Source organism: Micromonospora zingiberis (genome assembly GCF_004331455.1).
In the GTDB taxonomy this organism is placed as follows: domain Bacteria; phylum Actinomycetota; class Actinomycetes; order Mycobacteriales; family Micromonosporaceae; genus Micromonospora; species Micromonospora zingiberis.
The window spans coordinates 83,850-109,155 of the sequence record NZ_SJJR01000008.1 but is presented as its reverse complement, the minus strand read 5'-3'; the positions used below and the strand labels follow the sequence as shown (position 1 = coordinate 109,155).

Annotated in this window: 18 protein-coding genes; 9 read left to right on the top strand and 9 right to left on the bottom strand. The window is 71.9% G+C overall.

The genetic code is table 11. The features are described from left to right. The first annotated feature begins 438 nt into the window (after positions 1–438). The 3 genes from E0H26_RS14195 (at position 439) to E0H26_RS14185 (ending at position 4,613) form a co-directional block, all read left to right on the top strand. Positions 439–1,254 carry a hypothetical protein gene (locus tag E0H26_RS14195; protein ID WP_131304081.1) on the top strand — a complete coding sequence of 272 codons (816 nt, stop codon included), beginning with the start codon at positions 439–441 and terminating at the stop codon, positions 1,252–1,254. A 368-nt stretch (positions 1,255–1,622) separates the two neighbouring features. Beyond that, complete coding sequence (locus E0H26_RS14190; RefSeq protein ID WP_240742164.1) at positions 1,623–3,002, top strand: FAD-dependent oxidoreductase; 1,380 nt, start codon at positions 1,623–1,625, stop codon at positions 3,000–3,002. A 294-nt stretch (positions 3,003–3,296) separates the two neighbouring features. Continuing rightward, entirely contained in the window at positions 3,297–4,613 is a 1,317-nt protein-coding gene (locus tag E0H26_RS14185; RefSeq protein WP_240742163.1) for a DUF4872 domain-containing protein, read from the top strand. A gap of 4 nt (positions 4,614–4,617) precedes the next feature. On the opposite strand, the gene E0H26_RS14180 is transcribed toward E0H26_RS14185, so the two are convergent. Beyond that, positions 4,618–6,195 (bottom strand): 4-hydroxyphenylacetate 3-hydroxylase family protein, encoded by a 1,578-nt coding sequence (locus E0H26_RS14180; protein ID WP_165521865.1) that lies wholly within the window; start codon positions 6,193–6,195, stop codon positions 4,618–4,620. A 291-nt stretch (positions 6,196–6,486) separates the two neighbouring features. On the opposite strand from E0H26_RS14180, the gene E0H26_RS14175 reads away from it, so the two are divergent. Continuing rightward, positions 6,487–8,115, top strand: coding sequence for an MFS transporter (locus E0H26_RS14175; RefSeq protein WP_131304079.1), 1,629 nt, complete (start codon positions 6,487–6,489; stop codon positions 8,113–8,115). 151 nt (positions 8,116–8,266) lie between these two features. On the opposite strand, the gene E0H26_RS14170 is transcribed toward E0H26_RS14175, so the two are convergent. Continuing rightward, on the bottom strand, positions 8,267–9,661 hold the full coding sequence (locus E0H26_RS14170) for an FAD-dependent oxidoreductase (RefSeq protein WP_240742162.1): 1,395 nt from the start codon (positions 9,659–9,661) through the stop codon (positions 8,267–8,269). A 287-nt stretch (positions 9,662–9,948) separates the two neighbouring features. Between E0H26_RS14170 and E0H26_RS14165 the strand changes: the two genes are divergently transcribed. The 4 genes from E0H26_RS14165 (at position 9,949) to E0H26_RS14150 (ending at position 14,016) form a co-directional block, all read left to right on the top strand. Continuing rightward, positions 9,949–11,037, top strand: coding sequence for an RNA polymerase subunit sigma-70 (locus E0H26_RS14165; protein ID WP_131304078.1), 1,089 nt, complete (start codon positions 9,949–9,951; stop codon positions 11,035–11,037). A 215-nt stretch (positions 11,038–11,252) separates the two neighbouring features. Next, on the top strand, positions 11,253–12,452 hold the full coding sequence (locus E0H26_RS14160) for an acyl-CoA dehydrogenase family protein (RefSeq protein WP_206025108.1): 1,200 nt from the start codon (positions 11,253–11,255) through the stop codon (positions 12,450–12,452). 31 nt (positions 12,453–12,483) lie between these two features. Continuing rightward, positions 12,484–12,906, top strand: coding sequence for an SgcJ/EcaC family oxidoreductase (locus E0H26_RS14155; RefSeq protein ID WP_131304076.1), 423 nt, complete (start codon positions 12,484–12,486; stop codon positions 12,904–12,906). Positions 12,907–12,999: 93 nt separating this feature from the next. Next, positions 13,000–14,016 carry an SDR family NAD(P)-dependent oxidoreductase gene (locus tag E0H26_RS14150; RefSeq protein ID WP_131304075.1) on the top strand — a complete coding sequence of 339 codons (1,017 nt, stop codon included), beginning with the start codon at positions 13,000–13,002 and terminating at the stop codon, positions 14,014–14,016. Positions 14,017–14,071: 55 nt separating this feature from the next. Here the strand turns inward: E0H26_RS14150 and E0H26_RS14145 are convergent, their stop codons facing one another. Genes E0H26_RS14145 through E0H26_RS14130 form a run of 4 tightly spaced genes read right to left on the bottom strand, consistent with a single transcriptional unit; the run spans position 14,072 to position 21,870 of the window. Next, entirely contained in the window at positions 14,072–15,454 is a 1,383-nt protein-coding gene (locus tag E0H26_RS14145) for a condensation domain-containing protein (protein ID WP_131304074.1), read from the bottom strand. Between the two features lie 15 nt (positions 15,455–15,469). After that, on the bottom strand, positions 15,470–16,963 hold the full coding sequence (locus E0H26_RS14140; protein ID WP_131304073.1) for a tryptophan 7-halogenase: 1,494 nt from the start codon (positions 16,961–16,963) through the stop codon (positions 15,470–15,472). Between the two features lie 30 nt (positions 16,964–16,993). Continuing rightward, the gene (cmdF, locus tag E0H26_RS14135) at positions 16,994–18,601 is read right to left on the bottom strand and encodes a tyrosine 2,3-aminomutase (protein ID WP_131304227.1); all 1,608 of its coding nucleotides are present in this window, start codon (positions 18,599–18,601) and stop codon (positions 16,994–16,996) included. 5 nt (positions 18,602–18,606) lie between these two features. After that, positions 18,607–21,870, bottom strand: coding sequence for a non-ribosomal peptide synthetase (locus E0H26_RS14130; protein WP_240742161.1), 3,264 nt, complete (start codon positions 21,868–21,870; stop codon positions 18,607–18,609). Between the two features lie 282 nt (positions 21,871–22,152). On the opposite strand from E0H26_RS14130, the gene E0H26_RS14125 reads away from it, so the two are divergent. Next, positions 22,153–22,437, top strand: a complete 285-nt coding sequence (locus E0H26_RS14125) for a phosphopantetheine-binding protein (RefSeq protein WP_131304072.1) — start codon at positions 22,153–22,155, stop codon at positions 22,435–22,437. A 149-nt stretch (positions 22,438–22,586) separates the two neighbouring features. On the opposite strand, the gene E0H26_RS14120 is transcribed toward E0H26_RS14125, so the two are convergent. From E0H26_RS14120 to E0H26_RS14110, 3 genes are all read right to left on the bottom strand, one after another. Beyond that, complete coding sequence (locus E0H26_RS14120; RefSeq protein ID WP_131304071.1) at positions 22,587–23,276, bottom strand: O-methyltransferase; 690 nt, start codon at positions 23,274–23,276, stop codon at positions 22,587–22,589. Between the two features lie 80 nt (positions 23,277–23,356). Beyond that, positions 23,357–24,721, bottom strand: coding sequence for a cytochrome P450 (locus E0H26_RS14115; protein WP_131304070.1), 1,365 nt, complete (start codon positions 24,719–24,721; stop codon positions 23,357–23,359). Then, complete coding sequence (locus tag E0H26_RS14110) at positions 24,718–25,299, bottom strand: flavin reductase family protein (protein WP_420812842.1); 582 nt, start codon at positions 25,297–25,299, stop codon at positions 24,718–24,720. Before E0H26_RS14110 ends, E0H26_RS14115 begins: the two co-directional genes overlap by 4 nt. Between the last annotated feature and the right edge of the window lie 7 nt (positions 25,300–25,306).

Sequence of the window (25,306 nt, the reverse complement as noted above, 5' to 3'; positions counted from 1 at the left end):
CTACCGTTACGCGTGCCGCCGGGACATCCGCAGTGGTGACCCCGGCACGGCGGGCGGTTCTCGGCACCGCCGGCCGCCGCCAGCGGCGACGGCAGCGCGGACGGTGGTCCACCATGTCCGCCGCCACATTCGCCGGCCGGGCGGCACGGCGTGCGCACCCGGCCCCTGCTGGTGGATTCCTCGAAACAATGGCATCCGGCCGTCGCCGGAACATCTTCCGCCGTGCGCAGCGACCGTCACTGGCGGTATCCACCCGATAACGCGCGCCGCGTCGGCTCGGACGGGAAACAAGCACTCTGGAAGATGCCGGCGTGCCGTTTCGCTGATTACCGTACGCGTTCTAGGTGACGCTGGCGGCGCCCCGAAACCCGGGGGCCGCTGGCGCATTTCAACAGCGGCGACCGGAATTGATGCCGCGTTACCAGGATGGGGGAGAATATGCCCGTACGGGGCAGAAAGATAACCGGGGCGCTGGCCGCGGTGGCGCTGGTGTTCGCGGCCGGCTGCGCCGACAGCGGTACGGCCAACAACGAGGCCAAGGTGGAGGTGTCGGCTCCGGCGACGCCCGCGGCTCCGGCGGACCTCAAGGATCTGCTGACCAACCCGCATGAGGACCCCAGCCAGGACGAGGTGCTGACCTTCGACTTCAAGCAGGTCGCCGAGAAGGCGCTGCTGGCACCGCCGAAGGGGATGGCCTTCACGCCGGACTCCTGCGTCAACTACGTGACCATGGGCGATGCGTCGGAGACCCCGCTACAGACCGCACCCGCGGCCACCATCGCCGGACTGAACGGCTGGATGCAGTTCAACACCGCCAGCCCGGTGGGCAAGGACCACAACCTGGGCCACGACAACTTCTTCGCGCAGTTCGTCGTCGAACTGCCGGAGGGGCCGGAGGTGGCGAAGATGCACGCCGCCGCCGTCGCCTGCGCCGACGGCGACATCACCCTGGACGGCAAGGTTCCGGGCAAGCTGAGCAACGTCGACTTCCAGACTCCGCAGCTGGCCGGTGCCGAGGCCATGGGGCTTCAGCAGCGGATCGTCTTCCCGCCGCAGAAGGACGCCGCGGGCACCAAGGTGCTCGAGACGTTCTACGGTGGCGTCGAGCCCAACGGGGGGATCGACCGCTACAAGCACATCGTCATGGTGGTGATGGGCAACGTCTTCTACTACGGCATCGTCACCGACGCCGACACGGCGAACAAGATGGCGGCCAACTTCCACAAGCTGGCCACCGCGCGCGGCCTGGGCTGAGCCCACCCGCACCTCCGTGCCCACGCCCGCCAGGGGCGTGGGCACGGTCGCGTTCGCCGACGGATACGGATTGCGGTCACGTTCCCGACCGAGGCAAAACAGAAGATGCCCACGGCACCATTGAATGCCACCATTACCTCGTGGCCGAAAAGGCGAAATTCAGCCCGCACGGCGGTTTCGGCGATTGCCAGTCAATGGTTCGCCCCTGACCGGATCGACCCGGAACTAACCTCGCAGAACAATTCGGCGCCATTGTCGGCGGCTTACTGATCGACGTTCGCCGCAGGGCGCGAGGGTTGCCGGCCACAACTCGCGCACAACCGCTGACAGCGTCCCCGGTTTCGCTCGACAGGTAGGAGATGGTCGCCGTGGGTTCGGTAGTTGGAAATCGCGTGGTGGTGCTCGGCGGAAGCATCACCGCCCTGTTCGCCGCCAGCGCGCTCAGTGAGGGCTACCGGGAGGTTGTCCTGGTCGACCGCGATGAGCTGATCGACGTCTGGGAGGCCCGGCGCGGTGCCCCGCAGGGCCGGCACATCAACGGCCTCATCGCCCGCGGCGCCCGGGCGATGGAGGACCTGTTCCCCGAGATCACCGCCGAGATGGTCGCGGCCGGGTGCCCGCTGACCGACCTGGCCGGCACGGTCAAGTGGTACATCAACGGCCGGCCACTGGCCCAGACCCGGGCCGGACTGACCTGTGTGGCCGCCCGGCGGCCGGTCATGGAGGCGCACGTACGGCGGCGGATCGCCGCGCTGGGCAACGTCACCTTCATGGAGCGCACCGACATCACCGGCCTGGTCTTCAGCCCGGACAAGTCCCGGGTCATCGGCGCCAGGGTGCAGCGCCAGGGTGAGGGCAACCAGGAGGAGACGCTCACCGCCGACCTGATCGTCGACGCCACCGGCCGCGGCTCGCGTACGCCGGTCTGGCTGGAGGCGCAGGGTTACCCCCGGGTGGCGGAGGAGGGTACGAAGATCGGGCTCGCCTACGCGACCCGCCACTACAAGCTGCGACACGACCCGTTCGGCACCAGTCACTCGATCATCTCGGTGGCCAACCCCGTCAACCCCCGGGGCGCCATCTTCACCAAGTCCGACGGCAACCGGGTCGAGCTGACCACGTACGGCATCATGGGCGACCACCCGCCCACCGATCTGGAGGGCTTCAACCAGTTCGTCAAGTCGCTGTCCGCGCCGGAGATCTACGAGGGCATCTCGGACGCCGAGCCGCTCGACGACCCGGTGCTGTTCAAGTTCCCCACCACCCTGCGGCGGCGTTACGAGCTGATGTCCCGGTTCCCCGACGGGCTGCTGGTGATCGGCGACGCGGTCTGCACGCCGAACCCGGTGTTCGCCCAGGCGCAGACGCTCGCCGCCCTCCAGGCACTGGCCCTGCGCGACCTGCTGCGCACCGGCCAGGCGCCCAAGGCCAAGGAGTTCATGAGGACGGTCGGGCGGATCATCGACCCGGCCTGGGAGATGACCGAGGCGATCAACCTGAGCTTCCCCGACGTGGAGGGCAAGCGCACCCCCAAGGTGCAGGTGCTGCTCGGCTACATGAAGCGACTGCACCTGGCCGCCACCAAGGACGCCAGCCTCACCGAGGCGTTCATGCGCTCCGCCGGTCTGGTCGACCCGCTGGAGGCCCTGCTGCGCCCGAGCGTGGTCTGGCGGGTGCTGCGGCACTCACACGCCGAGATGCCGCTGATCAACGGGCGATACCTGCCGCTGATCGGCGGGCGGAGCTAGCCGGCCCGGGTCGGCGTCCTCGGTGGAACGCGGGACGTCGACCCCGGCCCCTCAGTCGCCGGTCGTCCCCGGGAACCTGGTCGGCATCTCGGGGACGACCGGCCCACTCGGCACGGCACCCCACGGACCCCGTCGCACCCGCGCGGGGTCCGTTCGTCGTCGCGGGTGGGCCACGCCGGCCCACCCGAATCGCCCCCCACCGTCGCCCGGAGCACGTATCCTCCGACGAGGCGCCGACCGGCCCGGCCCGGCCACCCGGACGGCCACCCTGCGACAGCTCGCCTGAGGGGGACGATGACCACCCGCAAGCCCAGCGAGACTCGGATCCGTACCCGGATGGCCCGCACCGGCGAGGGCTACGCGACCGCGCGGGCCGCGCTCTCCGGAGCCCGTACCGGCCCGAAACCGGTGACCGACGCCGGCTGGGCGTTGCGTGGCGGGCTGCACGCCGAGACCTCGAACGTGACCAACGTGCTGGCCCACCTCACCGGCGACACCGCCGGTGAACGCCTCAGCGAGGCGATGCTGCTCGGGGTCGGGGGTGGCCTCGGCGCCGGCTACATGCTCTGGGAGATCAAGGGACAGACACCGAACCTGTTCCTGGGCTTCCGGTACCGGTGGACCTTCCACGACTGGGCCGAGCGGACCATGGACCGGCTCGGCGTCGGCTACCAGGTGAAGACGACCGGCAGCAGCAAGGCCGCGGCCAGCACCCTGCAGGAACAGCTCGCCGAGGGCAGTGCGGTGCTGGTCGTGCCGGACCGGCAGGTGGTCGGCTACTGGCACCTGCCGGCGGAGCCGGCGCTGGCCGGTCGGGGCCGGCCGGTCTTCTCCGGTGCCCGGCGCAGCCCGGTGGTCGCCTACGCGGCCACCGACGACGGCATCCGGCTCGACGACCGCAACCTCGCCCCGCTGACCGTCGACGCGGACCTGCTCGCCGACGCCCGCGCCCGGGTCACCTCCACCAAGAACCGCATGGTCGTGGTGCACACCGTGCCGGAGACGCTGCCGCTGGCCGAGGCGGCGCGGGCCGGCATCGCCGACTGCGTCGCGCACCTGGACGCCAAGGCCGCCACGGTCTCCCTACCGGCGTGGGGCAAGTGGAGCCGCCTGGTGACCGACCAACGCAACGCCAAGGGCTGGCCCAAGCTGTACGGCAAGGCGGGCATGGCCACCACGCTGCTGTCCGTCTGGGAGCACGTCGAGCCGGCCGGGCTCACCGGCGGCAACCTGCGGGACCTGTACGCCGACTTCCTCGACGAGGCGGCGCCCCTGCTCGGCGACGCCGCCGACGCGGCCACGGACGCGGCCCAGCAGTTCCGCCAGGCCGCGCGGCTGTGGCACGAGGTGGCCGAGACCGCGCTGCCCTGGGACGTGCCCGAGTACGCCCGGCTGCGGGAGCTGGTGGCCACCATCTCCGCCGGTGTGGCGGCCGGCGACGGCGCCCTGGCCGAACGTGCCGAGGCCGCCGACGCGCTCTGGGACCTGGTCGCCGAGTACGACCGCAAGCCGCCCGCCGAGCCGGACCTGGCCCAGCTCTCCGCGCAGATCCAGGCGGTCTACGAGGCCGAGCGGGAGGCCGTGGACGCGCTGCGTCACGTGCTGCGGTGAGCCGCTACTGCTCCTCGCGCAGCACGTCGCGCAGCCCGCGCAGGTGCTCGAACGAGCTGAGGTCGTCGACCCGCCAACCGTCCAGGTCGTACTCCGCCAGGCACTGGTCGACGAACGCCTTGTAGCCGTCCAGCTCGCCGCCGAGCACCTGGGCGTTGAGCAGCTCGACCCGGGTGTTCTCGTGGTTGCCGGCGTAGTTGCGCTCGTACAGCTCGTGCCGGCCGCCGAACTCCGAGCCGACCGCGTCCCAGAGCAGTTTCATCAGCTTGACCCGCTGCACCGCGTCGACGCCGCCCGAACCACGTAGGTAGGTGTCGAGGTACCGGCGGATGTCCGGGTTGGCGAAGTCCTCGGCGCTGGAGTTGACGTAGATGAGGCCGCTGGCCACGTCCTGGAGCACGATCTCCCGTACCCGCGCGTAGCCGACCTGCATGAACCATCGGTACGCCATGCCGTACGCCGGGTTGGGCAGCACCGCGCCGTTGTGCCAGGGCACCGGGTTGCGGGCGGCGGCGTCGGACAGCCCCCAGAACAGGTTGCGCCAGGCCAGCACCTCACCCAGCCGGCTCTGTACGCCACGGAAGTCAGCGGTGCCGGTCGTCTCCAACGCCTTGGCCAGCAGTCCGGCGATGAACTCCAGCTTGACCGCCAGTCGGGTGCAGCCGTGGAAGGTGAAGCGCTCGGTGAACCCGGAGCGGCCGGCGAACATCTGCACCTTGCCCAGGTCGCCGTAGATGAACACGTTCTCCCACGGGATGAGGACCTTGTCCAGCACCAGGATGGTGTCGTTCTCGTCCAGTCGGGAGGAGAGCGGGTAGTCGAACGGGCTGCCCATCACCGCGGCACTGGCCGCATAGGACGGCCGGCAGATCAGTTTCATTCCCGGCGCGTCCATCGGCACGGTGGCGACCAGGGCGAACTCGCGCTTGCGTACCGGCAGGCCGTAGTGCGCCAGGAAGTTGTGGTGGGTCAGCGCCGAGGCGGTGGCGACCACCTTCGCGCCGCTGACCACCACTCCGGCGTCGGTCTCCCGTTCCACGTGGACGAAGACGTCGGAGACCTCGTCCGGCGGCCGGGACCGGTCCACCGGCGGGTGCACGACGGCGTGGTTCCAGTAGAGGACCTTCTCCTGCGCCTCCCGGTACCAGCGGCGGGCGTTGTCGGCGAAGGGCGCGTAGAACTCGGCGTTGGCGCCGAGGGTGCCGAGGAACGAGGCCTTGTAGTCGGGGCTGCGCCCCATCCAGCCGTAGCTGAGTCGGGACCAGGCGGCGATCGCCTGCTGGTCGGCCACCAGGTCCTCGGCGGAGCGCGGCGTGGTGAAGAAGCGGTGCGTCCAGCCGTCGCCGCCGGAGTCGGTCGGCGCGGTCAGCACCGGGCGCGTCCGCGGGTCGTGCAGCGCGTCGTAGAGCCGGGCGGTCATCCGGACCGGATTGCGGAAGGCGGGATGGCGGGTGACGTCGCGCACCCGGTCGCCGTAGAGGTAGACCTCCCGGCCGTCGCGCAACGACTCTACGTACTCGTCGCCGGTCATCGGCCGGGTCGGGCGTACCCCGGCCGCCGGGCGGTCTGCCAGTTCGGTCATGGATCGCCTTTCGCCGGGCCGGGTGGGCCGTCGGGGGGCGGAGTGGACCGCGCGGTCGGGCCGGGCCGGGTCCGCCTTCAGCATGCGCAGCGCCACCCGACGGGACAAGGTCGTACGCCGCAGTGCGCAACCGGGAAGACGCCCGCGCCCGGAACCCGGGCGGGGTGCCTGCGGCGCCCGGATCGAGGCTGCGTGATGCCCCGGTGGCGGACAGCGATGACTTTCCGGGGTCGCCACCGTCTCAACATTGAGCCGCAGGACAGCGCGGCCGATATCGAGAGGACCAGAAGCATGACTACAGTCGACGGGCAGGCGGGATCAGCCGCCGCCCCGGGGGTGGCACCGCGGGCCACCTGGCGGGAGTGGCTCGGGCTGGCCATAATGTGCCTGCCCACCATGTTGACGACAGTGGATCTCAACGTCATGTTCCTGGCGTTGCCACATGTCACCGCGGATCTGGGTTCGAGCAGCACCGAGCAGCTGTGGATCTCGGACATCTACGGCTTCATGATCGCCGGATTCCTGATCACCATGGGCACGCTGGGTGACCGGATCGGACGCAAGAAGGTCCTGCTGTTCGGCGGTGCGGCGTTCCTCGCGGCGTCGCTGCTGGCCGCGTTCGCGACCTCCACGATCGTCCTGATCATCGCCCGGGCCCTGCTCGGTGCCGCCGGCGCGACGTTGATCCCGTCGATCCTCGCCCTGCTGCGCACCATGTTCAAGGACCCGAAGCAGATGGGCGCCGCGATGGGTCTCTGGGGCACCTCCCTGATGGCCGGCGTGGTGCTCGGCCCGGTCGTCGGTGGCCTGATGCTCGGCGCCTTCTGGTGGGGCTCGGTGTTCCTGCTCGCCGTCCCGATCATGGGCCTGCTGCTGCTCGCCGGTCCGGCCCTGCTGCCCGAGTCGAAGGACCCGGCGGCCGGCCGGCTGGACCTGTTCAGCGTCGCGCTGTCGCTGCTGGCCATCCTGCCGTTCATCTACGGCCTCAAGGAGCTGGCGCGCGAGGGCTGGGCGCCGCTGCCGGCGGTCTCCCTGGTGGCGGGCGTGGTCTTCTTCGTGGTCTTCCTGCGTCGGCAGGCCACGCTGGCCCACCCGCTGCTGGACCTGAGCCTGTTCCGGATCCGGGCGCTGTCGACCGCGCTGACGATGGCCCTGATGATCGCCTTCGTGATGGGCGGCGCCGGCCTGATGGCCAGCCTCTACATGCAGATGGTCGAGGGGCTCAGCCCGGTGCGGGTCGGCACGCTGCTGCTGATCCCGTCCGTCGTGATGATCGTGGTCGGGAACCTGGCACCGGCGATCGCCCGCAAGGTGCCGCCCGGTTACGTGCTCGCCGCCGGCTCCCTCATCGCCGCGGTCGGCATGGTGGTGCTGACCCAGGTGGGCAGCACCGCCGGGCTGACCACGTTGCTGGTCGGTCTCGGAGTCGTCTACGTCGGCGGCGCCTCGGTCGGCCCGATGACCCCCTTCCTGGTGATGTCCTCCACGCCGCCGGAGAAGGCCGGTGCCGCCGGCTCGGTCTCCTCGGCCGTCGGCGAGTTGGGCGTGGCCCTGGGTGTGGCGATCCTCGGTCTGGTCGGCACCGCCACCTACCGCAGCCAGGTCAGCGTCCCCAGCGAGTTGCCGGCGGACGCGGCGAACACCGCCAAGGAGAGCATCGCCGGTGCCACCGTGGTGGCCGAGCAGGTCGGTGGGCCCACCGCGGGTTCGCTGCTCGACTCGGCGCGGGAGGCGTTCACCAACGGGCTGAACAACGTCGCGGTGGTCTGCGCCGTCCTCTTCGTGGTCCTGGCGCTGGTGTCGTTCATCGGGCTGCGGCACGTGCCCTCGCTCGGCGACATGCCGATGCCGGGAATGCCGCCGAAGGAGCCGAAGGACCCGGAGGCCGCCGGGGACGCCGCGGCCCAGCCGGTGCACTGACCCGGCGGTGAGCTGCATCGGGTCGTCCCGGCCACCCGCGGGGGGTGGCCGGGACGGCTCGCGCCTGCGCTGTCCGTGCCGTCCCGGCACACCGGAGCCCTCCGTCCCACGGCAGCAGCGGGCGTGGGACGGAGGGCTGATCCGGCGGAAGTCAGGCGCTCGGCGGTGCCGCCGAGCCGGCCGTGGGAGCGGCGAGGGAGGGGTTCGCGGGCGGGGCGGCCGGGCGCAACGGCGCGTGGCGCAGCACCCGCAGCACCATCGACGGGCGCATCAACGCCTGCGGCGGGTCGATCAGCCCGGCCACCCGCATGAAGCCGTCGGTCACCCGGGCGTCCCTGGTCGCCGCGTACTGCACGCGGGCCATGTAGGCGTTGCCGATCCGCACCTGGAGGGTGCGTCGACCCTCGACGCCCGGGAAGTCCAGGTCGCCGCCGGCAGAGATGTCCCAGGGCGTGTCGATCACGCGGGACATGGCCGCCATGAAGTCCTGCGGCCGGGGTGCCCGGCCCTGCCGCAGGTGTTCGCGCAACGTCAACGCCTCGATGGTGGCGACGCTCATCCCCTGGCCGTACACGGGGTTGAAGCTGCACACCGCGTCGCCCATGACGAGCAGCCGGTCGGGCATCCGGGTCAGCCGCTCGTAGCGTCGCCGCACGCTCGCCGGGAAGGTGAACGACACCGGGTCGTCGAGCGCCTCGGCGTCGTGCACCGCGTCGTACACGTCGGGCACCGGCAGCGAGCGGACGAAGGCGAGGAAGCCCTCGGGGTCGGTCGGCGGGTGGTCGCCGAGCACCCCGGTCAGCGACAGGATGCAGACGTCCCGGCCGACCTGGCCGAAGAAGGCGCCCCGGGGGTGCGCGGGCGAGGCCACCGGGTTGATCGACTGGACGCCGTCGAACATCTCCGGGCGCAGCCGGTAGTGCCGGGTGGTGTAGGCCAACCCCACCTTGACCCGTTCCTCCTCCGGCCGTTGGTAGCCCAACTCGGCCAGCCAGGCGGGGGTACGCGAGCCGCGTCCGGTGGCGTCGACCACCAGATCGGCGTCCAACTCCTCGGGCTGGGCGCCCTCGGCGCGGGAGCGGACCCGTACGCCGAGCACCCGCTGGCGGTCGTCGGAGGCGACCAGACCGAGGATGTCGTGTTCCTCCAGGAACCGCACGTTGGGCAGGGCCGCCACCCGGCTACGGACGTGGTGTTCCAGCACCGGTCGGGGCGCGGTCACCGAGACCAGGCCGGTGTGGGCGGGGCGGATCTTGCGGGCGTTGAAGAACCAGCGCATCTCCCCGAGGTCTCCGGTCGGCACGCCGGCCGCGGTCAGCTCGTCGGTGATGCCGGGGAACAGTTCCTCCATGTTCAGATGGCCACGCGCGTGCAGCCCGTGCGCGTGGACGGTGTGCGGCGCGCCGCGTCGAGGCTCGCGTACGCCCAGCAGCGCGTCCCGGTCGACGACCAGGACCTCGCCGTAGGACTCGGCCAGCACCCGGGCGGCGAGGACGCCGGCCATGCTGCCGCCCAGCACGACGGCGCGTCTACCGATCTCACTCACTGCCGGAACCTCCCTGTCGACGACCAGTTCGATCCGCCGGCGACAACGCGGCCCGTGCCGCCCGTCGGTGATGGCCGGAATCCGCCGCTGGCACGCGCGGCGGTCGGCTCGCCGGCCACAGGGCCAGCCTCACGGCCGTCGCCCGCCCGCCGCATCCTCAGTCGTGCGCAGGGCGGTGCCCCGCACGGGCGCCGCGACGGCGAAGGTGAGCTGCGCGGCGCCGCGCGCGTGTTACGGTTCTGGCCGACCGTCATCGATCAGTTGCTGTCGGGAGCGGGGCACGATCAGTGAGCCGTGTCAGGGTCAATTCCACCCAGTTCGAGGTACGCCCGTCGGCCTCGTTCAACGAGGCGCCGTCGGCTTCGCTCGACGAGGTGACCTTCGGTCGTCTGGTCGAGACGCACCGCCGTGAGCTGCAGGTTCACTGCTACCGGATGCTCGGTTCGTTCCAGGACGCCGAGGACCTGGTCCAGGAGACGTTCCTGCGCGCCTGGCGCAAGCGGGACACCTTCGCGGCCCGGTCCACCGTCCGTGCCTGGCTCTACCGCATCGCGACCAACGCCTGCCTGGACTTCCTCAGCCGCCATCCGCGCCAGCCCCGCGCCGGTCGTGGCCCGGTGCCGGCCGAGACCGGGCCGCGACCCACCACGTCGGACGAGGTGTACTGGCTACAGCCGTACCCGGATCGGTTGCTGGAACCGGCCGCACCGGCCGACGCGCAGCCGGACGCGGCGCTGGTCGCCAAGGAGACCATCGAGCTGGCGTTCCTGGTCGCGATCCAGCACCTGCCGCCCCGCCAGCGGGCCGTGTTGATCCTGCGCGACGTCCTCGGCTGGCCCGCCGCCGAGGCGGCCGACCTGCTGGAACTCAGTGTCGCTTCGGCGAACAGCGCGTTGCAGCGGGCCCGGGCCAACATCAAGGACCATCTGCCGCCGAGCCGGATCGAGTGGGCGCCGACCGGCGACCCCACCGACGCCGAACGTGCGCTCCTCCAGCGTTACATGGGTGTGCTGGAGCAGGGCGACACCGGGGCGATGGCGCAGTTGCTGCGGGAGGACATCCGGATCACGATGCCGATGCCGGTGCCCTGCGTGCCGGGCATGCCCGATCCGGCCTGGTGGGATCGTTCGTCCTTCCTGGCCAGCCTGCGTGACGTGCTCGACCCGGGTTCGTCGGCCTATCTCGGTCAGTGGCGCAGCCTGCCGACCCGAGCCAACCGGCAACCGGCGGCGGCGCACTACGTACGCCGTCCGGGCGAGGCGACGTTCCGCCCGCAGGTGCTGGAGGTGCTGCGGGTCGCCGACGGCAAGATCGTGGAGATCACCGCGTTCGAGCCGGCCCTGTTCCCGGCGTTCGGCCTGCCCGCCACCCTGTGACGGCGACACCCGGGCGCACCACGGCTGCCTGGCCCCCGCAACCGCGCTGACGTGCGGCGGAGCACCGCCACCTTACGCATTCGGGGAGATGCGGCGCCGCTTCGCCACTGTGATCCTCACAGATGACCGGCCGCGCCGATCGGCGCCCGTTCTCGGCGGGACAGCCACCCAGTGCTCGGCGAGACGACGAGGCGTGGCGTGACCGCCCAGCCGACATGTCCAAGGAGGGTGCTTTGCTCACCACCGATGTCCCGACGGGCGAGCAGCTCGTCCGACGCGCCGCCGACCTCGTGCCTGTGCTCCGCGGTCACGCGGCCTGGTCCGAGGAGCACCGCCGGGTCCACGACGAGGCGATCGACGCGCTCGCCGACGCCGGCATCTTCCGGTTGCGCCGTCCGGTCCGTTATGGCGGCTTCGAGGCGGGTACCCGGACGCTGGTCGAGGTCGCGGCGGAACTGGGACGGGGTGACGGCTCGGCCGCCTGGGTCGCCTCGGTCTACTGGATTCCCACCTGGATGGTGGGCCTGTTCCCGGACCACGTGCAGGACGAGGTCTTCTCGACCACCGACGTACGGGTCTGCGGCACGCTGAGCCCCACCGCGACCGCCACCCCGGTCGACGGCGGCGTCGTGGTCAACGGCAAGTGGGGCTTCATCAGCGGCGCGCTGCACGCCCACTGGCAGGAGATCGTCGCGGTGCAGATCAGCCCGCAGGGCGAGCCGATGCCGATCCTGGCGCTGGTGCCGATGTCGGAGTTGCAGATCATCGACGACTGGCACACCAGTGGCCTGCGGGGTACCGGCAGCGTCAGCACCGTCGCGCAGGACCTGTTCGTCCCCGCCGACCGGGTACTGCCGTTGGGCGCCATCGTGCAGGGCCAGGGCGCCTCGGCGGCGAACGCCGGCTCCGCGATCTACCGGTCGCCGCTGCTGCCGGTCGCCTCGGCGTCCTCGGTGGGCAGCGTGGTCGGCCTGGCTCGGGCGGCCCGCGAGGTGTTCTTCGAGCGGCTGCCCAAGCGCAAGATCACCTACACCAACTACGACAGCCAGCTGGACGCGCCGATCACCCACCACCAGGTGGCCGACGCGGTGCTCAAGAGTGACGAGGCGGAGTTCCACGCGCTGCGGCTGGCCGACCTGGTCGACGGCAAGGGCGTCGACGGCTCCGAGTGGACGTTGGAGGAGCGGGCCCGCGCCCGGGCCGAACTCGGCGCGGTGTGCCGGCGCGGCAAGGAGGCGGTGGACGTCTTCGCCCTCGCCAGCGGCGGCTCGTCGGTCTACAACGACGTGCCGATCCAGCGGATCGCCCGGGACGTGCAGGCGATCAACCTGCACGCGCTGATGAACCCCACCACCAACGCCGAGTTGTACGGGCGGATCCTGTGCGGCCTCGCCCCGAACACCCTCTACATCTGAGGCGTTCCCGCCCTGACGGAAGGAAACATCCGTGACCACGAACAGTCTCGCACCGCAGGTGTCCGCCGACGACCAGGCCGCTGTCGCGGCCGTACCCGGGCGCATCGTGCAGGCGTGGGCGGCCAACGACGCCGACGCCTTCGCCGACGTCTTCACCCCGGACGGCACGATGATCCTGCCCGGCCTGACCCGCAAGGGCCGCGACGACATCCGCGCCTTCATGGCACAGGGCTTCGCCGGCCCCTACAAGGGCACCCAGGTCACCGGGCAGCCCTTCGAAGTCCGCTTCCTCGGCCCCGACGTGGCGCTGCTGCTCACCGAGGGCGGCGTGCTCGCCCCGGGTGAGACCGAGGTGCCCGCCGAGCGGGCCATCCGCGCCTCGTGGCTGCTGGTGCGCACCGCGGACGGCTGGCAGCTGGCCGCGTACCAGAACAGCCCGCGCGACGCGGGCTGACCGCGGCACGCCCTACGGCGCCGGTCGGAGTCCGCTCCGGCCGGCGCCGTCGACGTGCCGCCCCCATCCCCCATCCGAAGGGCAGGAGCGAACGTGCGGGTACTGGTCACTGGCGGCACCGGCTTCATCGGTTCGCACACGGTCGCGGCGCTGTTGCGGGCCGGGCACGAGGTGCGGCTGCTGGTTCGCGATCCCGACACGGTCGGGCGCGCACTCGGTCCGTTGGGCGTCTCCGGCGGGCAGGTACGGACCGTCGTCGGCGACGTGACCGACGGCGAGTCGGTCGCGGCGGCGGTGGCGGGCTGCACGGCGGTCCTGCACGCCGCCGGGGTGTACTCCTTCGACACCCGTCGGCACGCGCGGATGAGGCAGGTCAACGTCGACGGTACGGAGGTGGTGCTCGACGCGGCCCGCGCGGCCGGCGCCGATCCGATCGTGCACGTGTCGTCGGTGGTCGCGCTGGCACCGACCGGGGGTGCTCCACTCGCCACCGATCTGCCGGTGGGCCGGCCCCGGGAGCGGTACATGGCCACCAAGGCGGCCGCCGAGGAGGTCGCCCGTCGACACCAGGCGGCCGGGTCACCGGTGGTCATCACGTACCCGATGGCCACGCTCGGCCCGCACGACCCGTACCTCGGCGACCAGCTCGCCCGGCTGCGGGCGCTGCTGCGCGGGCAGCTACCGATCTGGCCGGGTGGTGGGTTTCCGGTCGGTGACGTGCGCGACGTGGCCGACCTGCATGTCGCGGCGCTGCGCCCCGGACGGGGTCCGCGACGCCTGCTGGCGCCGGGTGAGACGCTGTCCACCCGCGAGTTCGTCGCGGTGGTACGCGAGGTCACCGGCCGCCGGTTGCCGGTCGGCTACCTACCATCGGCGGCGGTATTGCCGGTGGGGGCCGCCGCGTCCGCGCTGCAACGGGTCTGGCCGTGGCATGTCCCGGTCGAGTACGGCGCCGTCTACACCTGCCACTGTGCCCTGCGCGTCGGCCCGGAGGTGCCCGCGCCGACCCGTCCGGTGACGGAGACGATCCGGGACAGTGTGGCCTGGTTGTACCGCACCGGTCAGCTCACCCGACGACAGGCCGGACGCGTCGCCAACCAGGGACTTTGACACACGCGGACGTCGGCGGTGACCCGTGCGGGTCACCGCCGACGTCTGATGGAACTCAGGCCGGGTCCGCGCCCGGCAGTACCGCGTCGAGGGTCTGCCGGAAGGTGTCGACGATCGACACGACCGTGCTCTCCACGAACAGGTTGGTGGTGAAGCCGACGCTGCCGATCACGCCGCCCTCGGTCGACGCCTCCAGCCCGAACAGCAGCCCGTCGGGGATCTGCGAGCCGACCGGTGCCGACACCACCCGTCGGCGCATCGCGGCGAAGTGCAGCTCGCCGTGCTGTTGGCCGAACATCATGTCCGGCGACTGGGTCACCTGGAGCACGCACGCCGCGGCCTGCGGCCCGATCGCGTCGTTCATCACGTCCGGCGCCTCCGCCAGGATCTGGATGAACGGCAGCTCGTGCGCGTACGCGGCCAGGCAGGCCGCCCGGGTCCGGGCGATCACGGCCGGGAAGTCGTCGGCCCCGGTCAGGTCGACCCGGATGGGCAGGAAGTTGTAGAAGGACCCGACGGTGTTCTGCACCCAGGCCGGGTGGCGCCCGGGGGTGAAGGTGGGCACCACCAGGTCGGTGCGCCCGGTCTGCTCCCGCAGCTGGGTCAGGTACGCGGCCAGCAGCACCATGAACGGCGAGCTGCGGGTTCGTGCCGCCCAGTCGGTGGTGGCCCGCCACACCCGCTCGTCGAGCAGGAACCGGTACCAGGAGGTGACGAAGGGCTCCTCGGAGCGGGTGTGGTCGGTGGGTACGGCGACCACCTGGGCGCCGCGCAGGTTCTCCCGCCAGAACTCCCGTGCCCGGCGGACCTTCTCACCGGTCTGCTCCTCCTGCTGCCACCGGACGTACTCGCGGTACTGCCGTACCGGGGGCAGTTGCGCGGCCCGGCCCGCGCGTCGGGCCGCGTAGAACTCGGCCACGTCGCGCAGCACCAGGTGCACCGACCAGCCGTCCACGGCGGTGTGGTGGGCGGCGAGGACCAGCACCCCGTCCCGGGCGTCGAAGCGGCCCAGCACGGCCCGCAACACCGGCATCTCGTCGATGCCGAACACGTCGGCTTCGATCTCGTTGACCAGGTCCTCGGCGACCAGGTCGCGGTCCTGCGACGGGCCGGCGCGCAGGTCGCGTACCTCCAGCGGGACCGGGGCCGGCGGGCGCACCTGCTGGTACGCCTCGTCGCCGGCGCGCACGATCGAGGTGCGCAGCGTCTCGTGCCGGACCACCACGTCGTCCAGGGCCCGGCGCAGCGTGTCGACGTCCACCTCGCCGGTGATCCGCCAGCCACCGACGATGGTGTACCGCGGCCCGAACGGCCCGGTGTGATCGCCGTGGTCGATGTGGTGCAGGAACTCTTGTTGCAGGGAGAGCGGGACTCGCGTCCCGGTCTGCTCGGTCGGCTCCCCCGCCGGGGTCGGCGGGGGCAGCAGGGTGTCGGTCATCGGGCTCCCTTTCGGTCAGCCGACCGGTTCGGACGGCATCGACCAGTGCAGGCCGTCGGCGGACGGCACCAGTCCCCCGTCGCGTACCGGGGCGTTCTCGTCGAGGCTCTCGCCGAGCTCGGCCTGGATCTGGATCCGGGTGCCCTCCTTGGACACCGACCGGGCCAGTTCGGTGCGCAGCAGGTCACGGTCCTCCCCGGCCTCCCGCACCGGCTGCTCCACCGCGGCGGCGAGTTCCTGGTACGCGGCGTCGCGCCGGCCGTACCGGCCCGGTGCCACCAGCGCGGCCTCGTTGGAGGAACCGCCACCCACCAACTCCACGAAGGACTCCACCTCGGAGGCGGCGTTGTTGGTGACCTTCTTCGCCTTCCAGAAGTAGGAGTTCTCGTCCTGGTGCATGTCGTAGAAGGCGACCAGGAAGTCGTGGAACCGGGCGTACTCGCGCCGGTACCGCAGCTCGAACTCCTCGAAGCAGGTCGTCTCGTCGACCCCGCCGCGCAGCACGGTGTTGATCGACCGGGCGGCGAGCAGGGCACTGTAGGTGGCCAGGTGCACCCCGGAGGAGAAGACCGGGTCGATGAAGCACGCCGCGTCGCCGGCCAGAACCAGTCCGGGCCGCCAGAACTTCTCCTGGATGTACGAGTAGTCCTTGCGGACCCGGATCTCGCCGTACGGGCCCTCGGTGACCCGGCGGGCGTCGGCGAGGTACTCGGCGATCAGCGGGCACTGCGCGATCAGGTCGAGCAGCGCCCGTTCCCGGTCGCCCTGGGCGCGGTCCAGCGCCTCGGGCAGCAGGACGGCCCCGACGCTGGTCAGCTCCTCGGTGAGCGGGATGTACCAGAACCAGCCGGCCTCGAAGGCGGCGGCGAGGATGTTGCCACGGTTCGGCGCGGGCAGTCGCTTGCCACCCTCGAAGTAGCCGAACAGCGCCAGGTTGCGGAAGAACTCGGAGTAGCGGCGCTGGCCGCCGACCCGGGTGTGGATCCGGCTCTTGTTGCCGGAGGCGTCGACGACGAACCGGCCACGGATCTCCCGCCGTACGCCGTCCGCTCCGCTGATCAGGACGCCGTCGACCCGGTCGCTGTCGGCGTCGGTGAGCACGTCGACCACCGAGGTCTCCTCCCGGACCTCGACGCCCTTGCGTCGGGCGTTGTCCAGCAGGATCTGGTCGAAGCGCATCCGCTCCACCTGGTAGGCGGTGGCGGCCTCACCGGCGAACTTGGCGGAGAGGCCGAAGGAGAAGGTCCACGGCTCGGGATTGGCGCCCCACCGGAAGGTGCCGCCCCGCTTGGGCATGAAGTTGGCCTGCCGCAGGTCCTCCTCGATGCCGAGGATCCGGCAGATGCCGTGCACGGTGGAGGGCAACAGGGACTCGCCGATCTGGTAGCGCGGAAACCGCTCCTTCTCCAGCAGCAGCACCCGGTGGCCCTGCATGGCCACCAGCGTGGCGACGGTGGAGCCGCACGGGCCGCCGCCGACCACCACCACGTCGTAGTCGTCGTTCGTCATTGGAACTCCCATCTCGCCGTCGGCCGGCGCTCAGCGCAGCTCGACGTCGCCCTGCTCGACGGCGGCGACCAGTTCTCCCCGGGTCAGTGCGGCGGCGACCCGCTCGATCTCGTCGGACATGAAGCGGTCCCGGTCCAGGGTGGGCGCGAGGCGGCGGACGAACTCGTACGCCGCCGCGGCGGCGGGGCTGAGCCCGGCCCGGCGACCGGAGATGTCCACGGCCTGGGCGGCGGCGAGCAGCTCCACCGCCAGGATGTGCTGGTTGTTGCCGAGCACCCGGCGGGCGTTGCGGGCGGCGATCAGCCCCATGCTCACCACGTCCTGGTTGTCACCGTTGGACGGCACGCTCTGGGTGCTCGCCGCGCCGATGGTGCGGTTCTCCGCGACCAGCGCGGTGGCCGGGTACTGCGCGCCGGCGAAGCCGCTGTGCAGGCCCGGGTCGCCGCTGACCAGGAACTCGGGCAGACCGTAGCTGAGGTGCCGGTTGAGCAGCCGGTTGGTCCGGCGCTCGGACAGCACGCCGAGCTGGGTGAGGGCGATCGTCACGAAGTCCATCGCGAAGGCGATCGGCTGACCGTGGAAGTTGGCCCCGTGGAAGACCTCCTGCCCCTCGAAGAAGAGCGGGTTGTCGTTGGCCGAGTTCAGCTCGATGGTGACCTTGTTGCCGGCGTGGTAGAGGGTGTCGCGTACCGCGCCGAGGACCTGCGGGATGGCCCGCAGCGAGTACGCCTTCTGCATGTACACGTCGGTCCGCTGGACGTCGACGCCCTGCTGCTTGCCCGCCTGGAGCTGGCTGCGCAGCTGCCGGTGCTCCACGGTGAGCGCGCTGCCGCGCATCAGCGCCCGCATGTTCGCCGCCGTGTCGATCTGCCCCTGGTGCGGCCGGGCCACGTCGTGTCCCTCGGCCAGGAACGGGCTGGTGGAGCCCTGCAGGGTCTCGATGACCAGGGCCGTGACGATCTCGGCCTGTCGGACCTGGTCCATCGCCCGGCCCACCACCAACGCGCCCAGGCCGGTCATCGCCGAGGTGCCGTTGATCAGCGCCAGGCCCTCCTTGAAGCGCAACTGCATCGGCTCGATGCCGTGCTGGCGCAGTACCTCGCCGGTGGGCACCGGCCGCCCGTCGCGCACCAGGTAGCCCTCACCGATCACGGTGCAGGCGATGTGTGCCAGCGGGGCCAGGTCACCGCTGGCACCGAGCGAACCGATCTCCGGGATGGCCGGGGTGAGGCCGAGGTTGAGATAGAGCGCCAGCCGTTCCAGCAGTTCCGGCCGGACCGCGGAGTGTCCCTTGGACAGCGCGTTGAGTCGGGCCGTGACCACGGCCCGCGCCTCGTCCTCGGCGAACAGCGGCCCCACCCCGGCCGCGTGGCTGCGGACCAGGTTGGTCTGCAACTCCACCTCTTTGGCCGGGTCCACCAACATGTAGATCATCTCGCCGTAGCCGGTGGTGACGCCGTACACCGGGACGTCCTGGCGTACGACGTCCTCGAACAGCATCCGGCTCTTGCCCGCTCGGGCCAGCGACGACGACGCCACCTCGACGGGCGCGCCCTCCTCGGCGATCCGTCGCACACCGGGGATGTCCAGGTCCTCGCCCGTGATTGCGACCGCCTGTGCGGTCTTGGCCAACGTCAATGCACTCACTCCATCGCGTCCGTGACAGCTCTGAGGTCTGCCGAATCCGCTGGTACCGAACGGTCGTGGGCCGTGCGCTCCGCCTCGACCAGGGCAGCCATGCCGGCCAACGTGTTGTGGGTGAAGCACTCGCGCAGCGGCACCGTGACGCCGAAGCGTCGCCGGATCCGCTGGACGAGCACGGGGACGAGCAACGAGTGCCCTCCGGCGCCGAAGAACGAGACCTCGGCGTCGTACGGCCCGGTGCCGAGCAGGGCCGACCAGATCTCGGCCAGCCCCTCCTCCACCGGGTTGCCGGTGGCCCGGCGCGCCGATGCCGACCTCGGTGCCGGCAGCCGGCGGCGGTCCACCTTGCCGGCCACCGTGCGGGGCAACTGGTCGGGCACCGTCTCGAAGGCGACCAGCACCATCGCCCCGCCGAAGCGCCGTCGCAGTTGGGCCCGCCACTGGGCGGCCCCGGCCAGCGGGTCGCCGTCGGGTCCCCGGCGGGGTACGACGTACGCGGTGAGCCGGACGACCAGACCGTCCTGGTCGGTGACCGGCACCACGGCGCAGTCGGCCACCCCGTCGTGGGCCGCCAGCGCCGCCTCCACATCGGCCAGCTCCACCCGGGTGCCGAGGAGCTTGACCTGGTGGTCGCGGCGGCCACGGAACTCCAACGCGCCGTCCCACCGCCGGCGGGCGAGGTCACCGGTGCGGTACCAGCGCAGGTCGGAGTCGTCGTCCGGCCCGCCGGCGGGGGCCCGGAAGGCCGCCTGCCGCCCGGCACCGTCGCCGAGATAGCCGTCGCAGACGTACCGACTCCGCACCACGAGTTCGCCGGTGACGCCCGTCGGGCAGGGCTGGTCCGCCTCGTCGAGGACCAGCACCTGCCGTCCGGGGATCGGGCGGCCGATCGGCACGTTCGCCGGCACCGGGCCGGTGATGTCGTGCCAGGTCGCCGCGATGGTTTCGGTCGGGCCGTAGATGTTCGCCAGCCGGGTGGCCGGCAGGACCCGCCGGAAGCCGTTGACCAACTGGTCCGACAGCGTCTCGCCCATCAGCACCAGCCGGCGCAGGCCGGTGGGCCGGTCGGCCGGCTCCCGGGCGGCGACGACGGCCAGCACCTCGCGGGCGAAGCTGGGCACCGTCTGTAGGAAGGTGACCCGCTCCCGCACCAGCCAGTCGGCCAGCTTCTCGGGGTGCACCCGGATGCGTACCGGCACCGGGTGCAGGGTGCCGCCGCCGACCAGGGTCGCGAATGTCTCGCACAGGCTCGGGTCGTGCTCCGGGGTGACCCACTGGGCCACCCGGGCGCCGGGCGCCAACTCCAGGGCGTCGGCCATCCAGGTGACGAACTGGGCGAACGCCCGGTGGGTGTGGGCGATGCCCTTGGGCCGCCCGGTGGAGCCCGAGGTGTACGCCACGTAGGCGGTGCGGGAGAGGTCGTCGGTGGGCGCTGGGACGGGCTTCGCCGGTGGGCGGGGTAGGCACGTCACGTCGACCAGTCGGCCGTCGAGTTCGTCGCGGTACCAGCGGGCCAGGTCGTCGTCCGGGTCCTCGCCGGAGCGCAGGAGGCAGACCGGGCGCAGTTCGGCCAGGATCGCCTGGCCCCGCTGCCCGGCGTCGCCGGTGCCGAACCAGACCAGGTGGCCCCCGGCGCGCAGGATGCCCAGCGACGCGGCGAGCTGCCACGGGCCCGGAGTCATCCGGACCGCGACCGGCGCGCCGTCGACGGGCAGACCGCGCAGGTACTCGGCCACCGCCTCGGCCCGGCGGTCCAGTTCGCGGTACGTCCAGCGGCCGTCGGGACCGGCCACGGCGACCGCGTCCGGGGTTCGTACGGCGTGCCGGCGAACGATCTCGTGCACGGTCAGCGGTTCGACCGACGGGTCCTCGTCGATCGCGCCGGCCACCGCCGCGACGTCCAGGGGCAGCCGGTGCAACGGCGTGTGCGGGGCGTCCAGCGCGGCCGACAGCAGCGTCCGTACCTGCCCGAGCAGGCCCTCGGCGGAGGTGGACGCGAACCGGTCCGCCCGGTAGCCGAGCGTGCCGGCGAGCGACGGCCAGGTCCGCCGTACGGTGATCGCCAGGTCCGCGACGGTGGGGCCGGCGTCGGTCACCGCCGTCGGGGCGACCGTGGCGCCGGTCAGCCGCAGTTCCGCCTCCGGTCCGGGTACGGCCAGCAGCACGTCGCAGAACGGCACCCGGCCCGGGTCCCGGTCGACGGGCAGTTCCTGCACCAGCCGGGCGAACGGCAGGTCCCGGTGTGCGGTGGCGGCGCGCAGCACGGCCGCGGCCCGATCCACCGCCTCGTCGAAGGTGGGGGCACCGCCGAGATCACCGGTGAGCACCAGCAGGTTGTCGCAGGGGCCGACGAGCGCGGGGAATCCGGGTGGTGGCACCGGTACCGGCATCACCACGGTGACCTGGTCGTCGTCGCCGTACCGGTGCAGGACTGCCTGCACCGCGGCCAGCAGCACCGCCGCCGGGTTGGCCGGCCGGGTCCGGCAGTACGTGGCCAGTCGGTCGGCCAGGGCGGTGCCCCAGTCGAACGAGAGCAGACCGGCGGGGCCGGCGGGCCGGGCGGCGCCGTCGTGGTCGGTGGGCAACGGCACCGATGGCGGCAGCGGGGTCAGCTCGCGGGTCCACCAGTCCAGCAGCCGCCGTCCGGCCGGCCCGTCCACCAGGTCACGCTGCCAGCGGGCGTACTCGGCGTAGCGCAGCACCGGGGCCAATGCGGGGCCGTCCGCGTCGGGGCGCACGGCGGCGGCGTAGCAGATGGACAGTTCGTCCGCGATGATCGAGATCGACCGGTCGTCGGCGACCGTGCGGTGCAGCGCCAGCACCAGCCGGTGCGTGGTGGGACCGATGCGGACCAACGTCAACCGGGCCAGCGGGGTGTCGGTGGCCCGTTCCGGGACCGAGGCGGCCGCCACGCAGACCCGGTCGGCGGCGCGGGTGCGCTCCGCGTCGGCCAGGTGCCCGAGGTCGACGTGCACGAACGCGCTCTCGGTGTCGGTGGAGACCAGCGGCACCGGGGCGCCGTCGACCTCGATCAGCCGGGTCCGCAGCGCCTCGTGCCGGTCCAGCAGCGTCCGCCAGGCCGACCGGAGCGCCAGGGCGTCGACCGTCCCGTCCAGGTGCCAGGTGCGTACCAGCCGGTGCACGCCCCGGTACGGGGCGAGTTGCTCCAGCAACCACACGCCGTCCTGTACCCATGAGGTACGGCCCGGTTCGGCTGCCACGTCGGCGTTGCCGGCCAGCGTCGTGTCTCCGCTCGTTGCCACGGTCGAATCGTGGCACGCGGAATTGCGACGGTCTTCTCAACAATTGCGATCTCGAATGCGAGCTTCGGCGATTCCGTGCCGGGGGTTTTTGGTGACCGGGCGACCCCCGCAAACAGTCGTAGGCGAGGCGAATCTCATCGGTTTCAGCCGCGCAATCGCAAGGATGCACGGATCCGCGACGCGCCCCGAGCATGAGTGCGTGGTATGCCGTGCCTGCCTCGGTCGGGCGGGTGACCGGCCGACCGCGGGTATCGGACCCGGCCAGGGAGGAGAGCACTGCGCATGACGGAGATCGATCAGGGCGGTTTGAGTCGGGCAGAGGTCGAAAAGCGGGTCGCGGCGATCTGGAGCGATGTTCTGCACATGCCGCAGGATCGGCCGGACGCGACGTTCTTCGAATTGCAGGGACAGTCCATCTCGGCGGTTCGCATCATTACCCGCATCGAGGACGAGCTGGGGGTGGTGGTGGACGTCGGGCTCATCTTCGAGGACCCGGACCTGGCCACCTTCACCGCGGCGGTGGTGGCCGCCGCCGGCCAGGACGCGCAGGCGGCCAAGCCCGCCTGACCGCGTACACGACATCGCGGATCCACTCTCGGGGGTGGATCCGCGATGTCGTGCGCGTACGCCGGAGACGTCGCGCGGGCCGGGTGTAGTGCGTGCGCCGGGTCGTGCCGGGACCCCGGGCCGGCGGGCCCGGGGTCCCGGCGGACGGGTCAGCGGCGGCGGGCGATGGTGAGCCCGTCGGCGATCGGCAGCATCACCGTCTCGAACCGCTCGTCGGCCGCGAGCGTGGCGTTGAAGGCCCGCAGCGTCTGCGCCGCTCGGCGGGGCAGGCCGGGTTCGGCCAGCTCCGGGTCCAGCACGTACCCGTCGAGCAGGACGTTGTCGGCCAGCAGCAGGCCACCGGGGCGCAGCAGCGGCACCACGGCCTCGTAGTAGGTGGGGTAGTTCATCTTGTCGGCGTCGATGAAGGCCAGGTCGACGACGGTGTCGGCGGGCATGGAGCGCAGGGTGCGCGCCGCCGAGCCGAGCCGGAAGTCGATCCGGTCCGCTACCCCGGCCCGCTGCCAGTGGGCGCGGGCGATGTCGATCCACTGGTCCGTGACGTCGCAGGTGACCACCTGCCCGCCGGGAGCCAGGCCACGGGCGATGGCCAGGGCCGACAGTCCGGTGAAGGTCCCGATGTCCACCGCGGTCCGCGCGCCGACCAACCGGGTGAGGATGGTCAGCAGGGCGGCCTGTTCGACCGGCACCATCATCCCGGCCGCCGGCCCCACCTCCTGGGTCGAGTCGACCAGCCCGCTCAGTGCGGGATCCGGTGGTGAGCTGGACCGGACCAGGTAGTCCCGCACGGCCTGGTTCACCGGCACGTGTTTGACCTCGGCGAAGCCCGCGTTGCTCATCCGTCACCTCCCCCGGCGGGCCGCCGCCGGCGACCCGCCGTACGTCCGTCGATCCTCGGCCGCGACCATCTGGTCGCCGCTCACACCGTCGCCGAGGAGACCGCCGTGACCCGCATCGGCAGTCCCCCTCTGATCCGCAGGGAGAGCATCGGCTCGGGTACCACCTGGCGTGCCGGGTCTCCGGTCAGCCGCAGTTCCCGCACCACCATGGCGGTCACAAAGGTCGCCTCCATGAGTCCCAGGTGGTTGCCCACGCAGAACCGCGGCCCCGCGCCGAACGGCACGTAGGCGTAGCGGGGGCGGCTACTCGGGCGGGCGGGGTCGAAGCGGTCCGGGTCGAACCGGTCCGGGTCGTCCCAGAAGTCCGGGTGGCGGTGCAGGGTGTACGGGCAGATCAGCACGTCCGCGCCGGCCGGCACCCGGTAGCCGCCGATCTCGTCGGGCTCCTGGGCGATCCGGGAGAGCATCCACACCGGCGGGTAGAGCCGCATCGCCTCGTTGATCACCTGGGCGGTGAACCGGAGCCGGGCCAGGTCCTCGTGCACCGGCAGCCGGTCGCCGAGCACCTCGACCGCCTCGGCGCGGACCCGCTCCCACACCTGCGGATGCCGATCGAGCAGATGGAACGTCCAGCCCAGCGTGCTGGCCGTCGTCTCGTGCCCGGCGAGCAGCAGGGTGACCAACTCGTCGCGCATCCGCAGCCGTCCCACCCGGGGGTCGGTCTCCTGCCCGGTCGAGACGATCAGCCGGGACAGCGCGTCGTCGCCCCCCTCACCACGGGCCCGGCGCTCGGCGACCAGCGCGTCGACCACTCGTTGCATCTCCCGCCGGGCCCGCCGGAAGCGCAGCTGGTGGGGCAGCGGCAGCCAGGTCGGTACGGAACCCATGGTGACCATCTCGAACATCGCCTGGTCCTGCATGACCTCGAAGGTGTGCCCCACCGAGCGGTGCCCGCTCAGATCGCTGTCGAGCAGGGTGCGGCCGAGCACGCCGAGGGTGAGACCGGTCATCTCCTTGACGATGTCGACCGGCGCGCCGTCGCGGTGCGCCCGCAGCCGGTTCACCAGCCTGGCGGCCTCCTCGACGACCACGTCGGCCTGCGCGGCGATCCGCTTGGCCTGGAACGCCGGCTGGATCACCCGCCGCTGCTTGCGCCACAGCTCACCCTCGCTGGTGAGCAGGCCGTCGCCCAGGGCCCGGCGGGCCTGGGCCAGTCCGACTCCCTTGTGGTAGTTCTGGCTGTTGTCGGCCAGCACGTGTTTGGCGTGGTCCGGGTGGTTGAAGAAGTAGAGGGTCTTGAACCGGGGCCCGAGCCGGACGGCGTCGCCGTAGTCGGCCGCCGTGCGCATCATGCCGAGCCGGTCCCGGGCGAGTTGCCAGAGCGTCCGCAGCATGGCCGCTCCGGTCGGCCCCGCCGGGACGCGGTGCGACTCCGTCGTGGTCATCCGGTCACCCCGCCTCGGGCGGCGGCCTGCCACGCCGGTACGCCGTCGGCCAGCTCGGCTGTGTCGCGGTCGAGCTGCCGGAACCGGCCGCGTACGAACAGCACCCCGTCGGCCTCCGGCTCCCGGCGCACCGACAGCAGGTTGCCCACGAAGATGCTGTGGTCGCCGCCCTCGTAGGAGCGCCACAGTTCGCACTCGAAGTGTGCCAGCGCGCCGGTGATCAGCGGTGCACCGGTGACCTGGCCCGGCACCCAGTCGACGGCGTCGAACTGGGCGGCGCCCAGGGGGCGCCGCCGGTTGGCGAAGTGCCGGGCCACCGGCTCCTGGTGTGCGGCCAGTACGGAGATCCCGAACTGGCCGCACTCGATCAGGCTGCGGTGCATGATGGCCTGCTGGTCGACGCAGACGAGTACCAGGGGCGGTTCCAGGGAGACCGACGTGAACGAATTGGCGGTCATCCCGTGTGGACAGTCGCCGCCCACGGTCACCACGGTGACTCCCGTGGCGAACATGCCGAACGCGCGGCGCAGCTGGACCGGATCGGACGGTTCGACGGTGGGCTCTGGCTGTACGTTCACGTGTACC

Excerpts from the sequence above, each read along its gene's own strand:
- E0H26_RS14195 (WP_131304081.1), top strand. The coding sequence starts at position 439 with ATGCCCGTACGGGGCAGAAAGATAACCGGGGCGCTGGCCGCGGTGGCG.
- E0H26_RS14185 (WP_240742163.1), top strand. The coding sequence starts at position 3,297 with ATGACCACCCGCAAGCCCAGCGAGACTCGGATCCGTACCCGGATGGCC.
- E0H26_RS14180 (WP_165521865.1), bottom strand. The coding sequence starts at position 6,195 with ATGACCGAACTGGCAGACCGCCCGGCGGCCGGGGTACGCCCGACCCGG.
- E0H26_RS14175 (WP_131304079.1), top strand. The coding sequence starts at position 6,487 with ATGACTACAGTCGACGGGCAGGCGGGATCAGCCGCCGCCCCGGGGGTG.
- E0H26_RS14160 (WP_206025108.1), top strand. The coding sequence starts at position 11,253 with ATGTCCAAGGAGGGTGCTTTGCTCACCACCGATGTCCCGACGGGCGAG.
- E0H26_RS14145 (WP_131304074.1), bottom strand. The coding sequence starts at position 15,454 with ATGACCGACACCCTGCTGCCCCCGCCGACCCCGGCGGGGGAGCCGACC.
- E0H26_RS14140 (WP_131304073.1), bottom strand. The coding sequence starts at position 16,963 with ATGACGAACGACGACTACGACGTGGTGGTGGTCGGCGGCGGCCCGTGC.
- E0H26_RS14125 (WP_131304072.1), top strand. The coding sequence starts at position 22,153 with ATGACGGAGATCGATCAGGGCGGTTTGAGTCGGGCAGAGGTCGAAAAG.
- E0H26_RS14120 (WP_131304071.1), bottom strand. The coding sequence starts at position 23,276 with ATGAGCAACGCGGGCTTCGCCGAGGTCAAACACGTGCCGGTGAACCAG.
- E0H26_RS14115 (WP_131304070.1), bottom strand. The coding sequence starts at position 24,721 with ATGACCACGACGGAGTCGCACCGCGTCCCGGCGGGGCCGACCGGAGCG.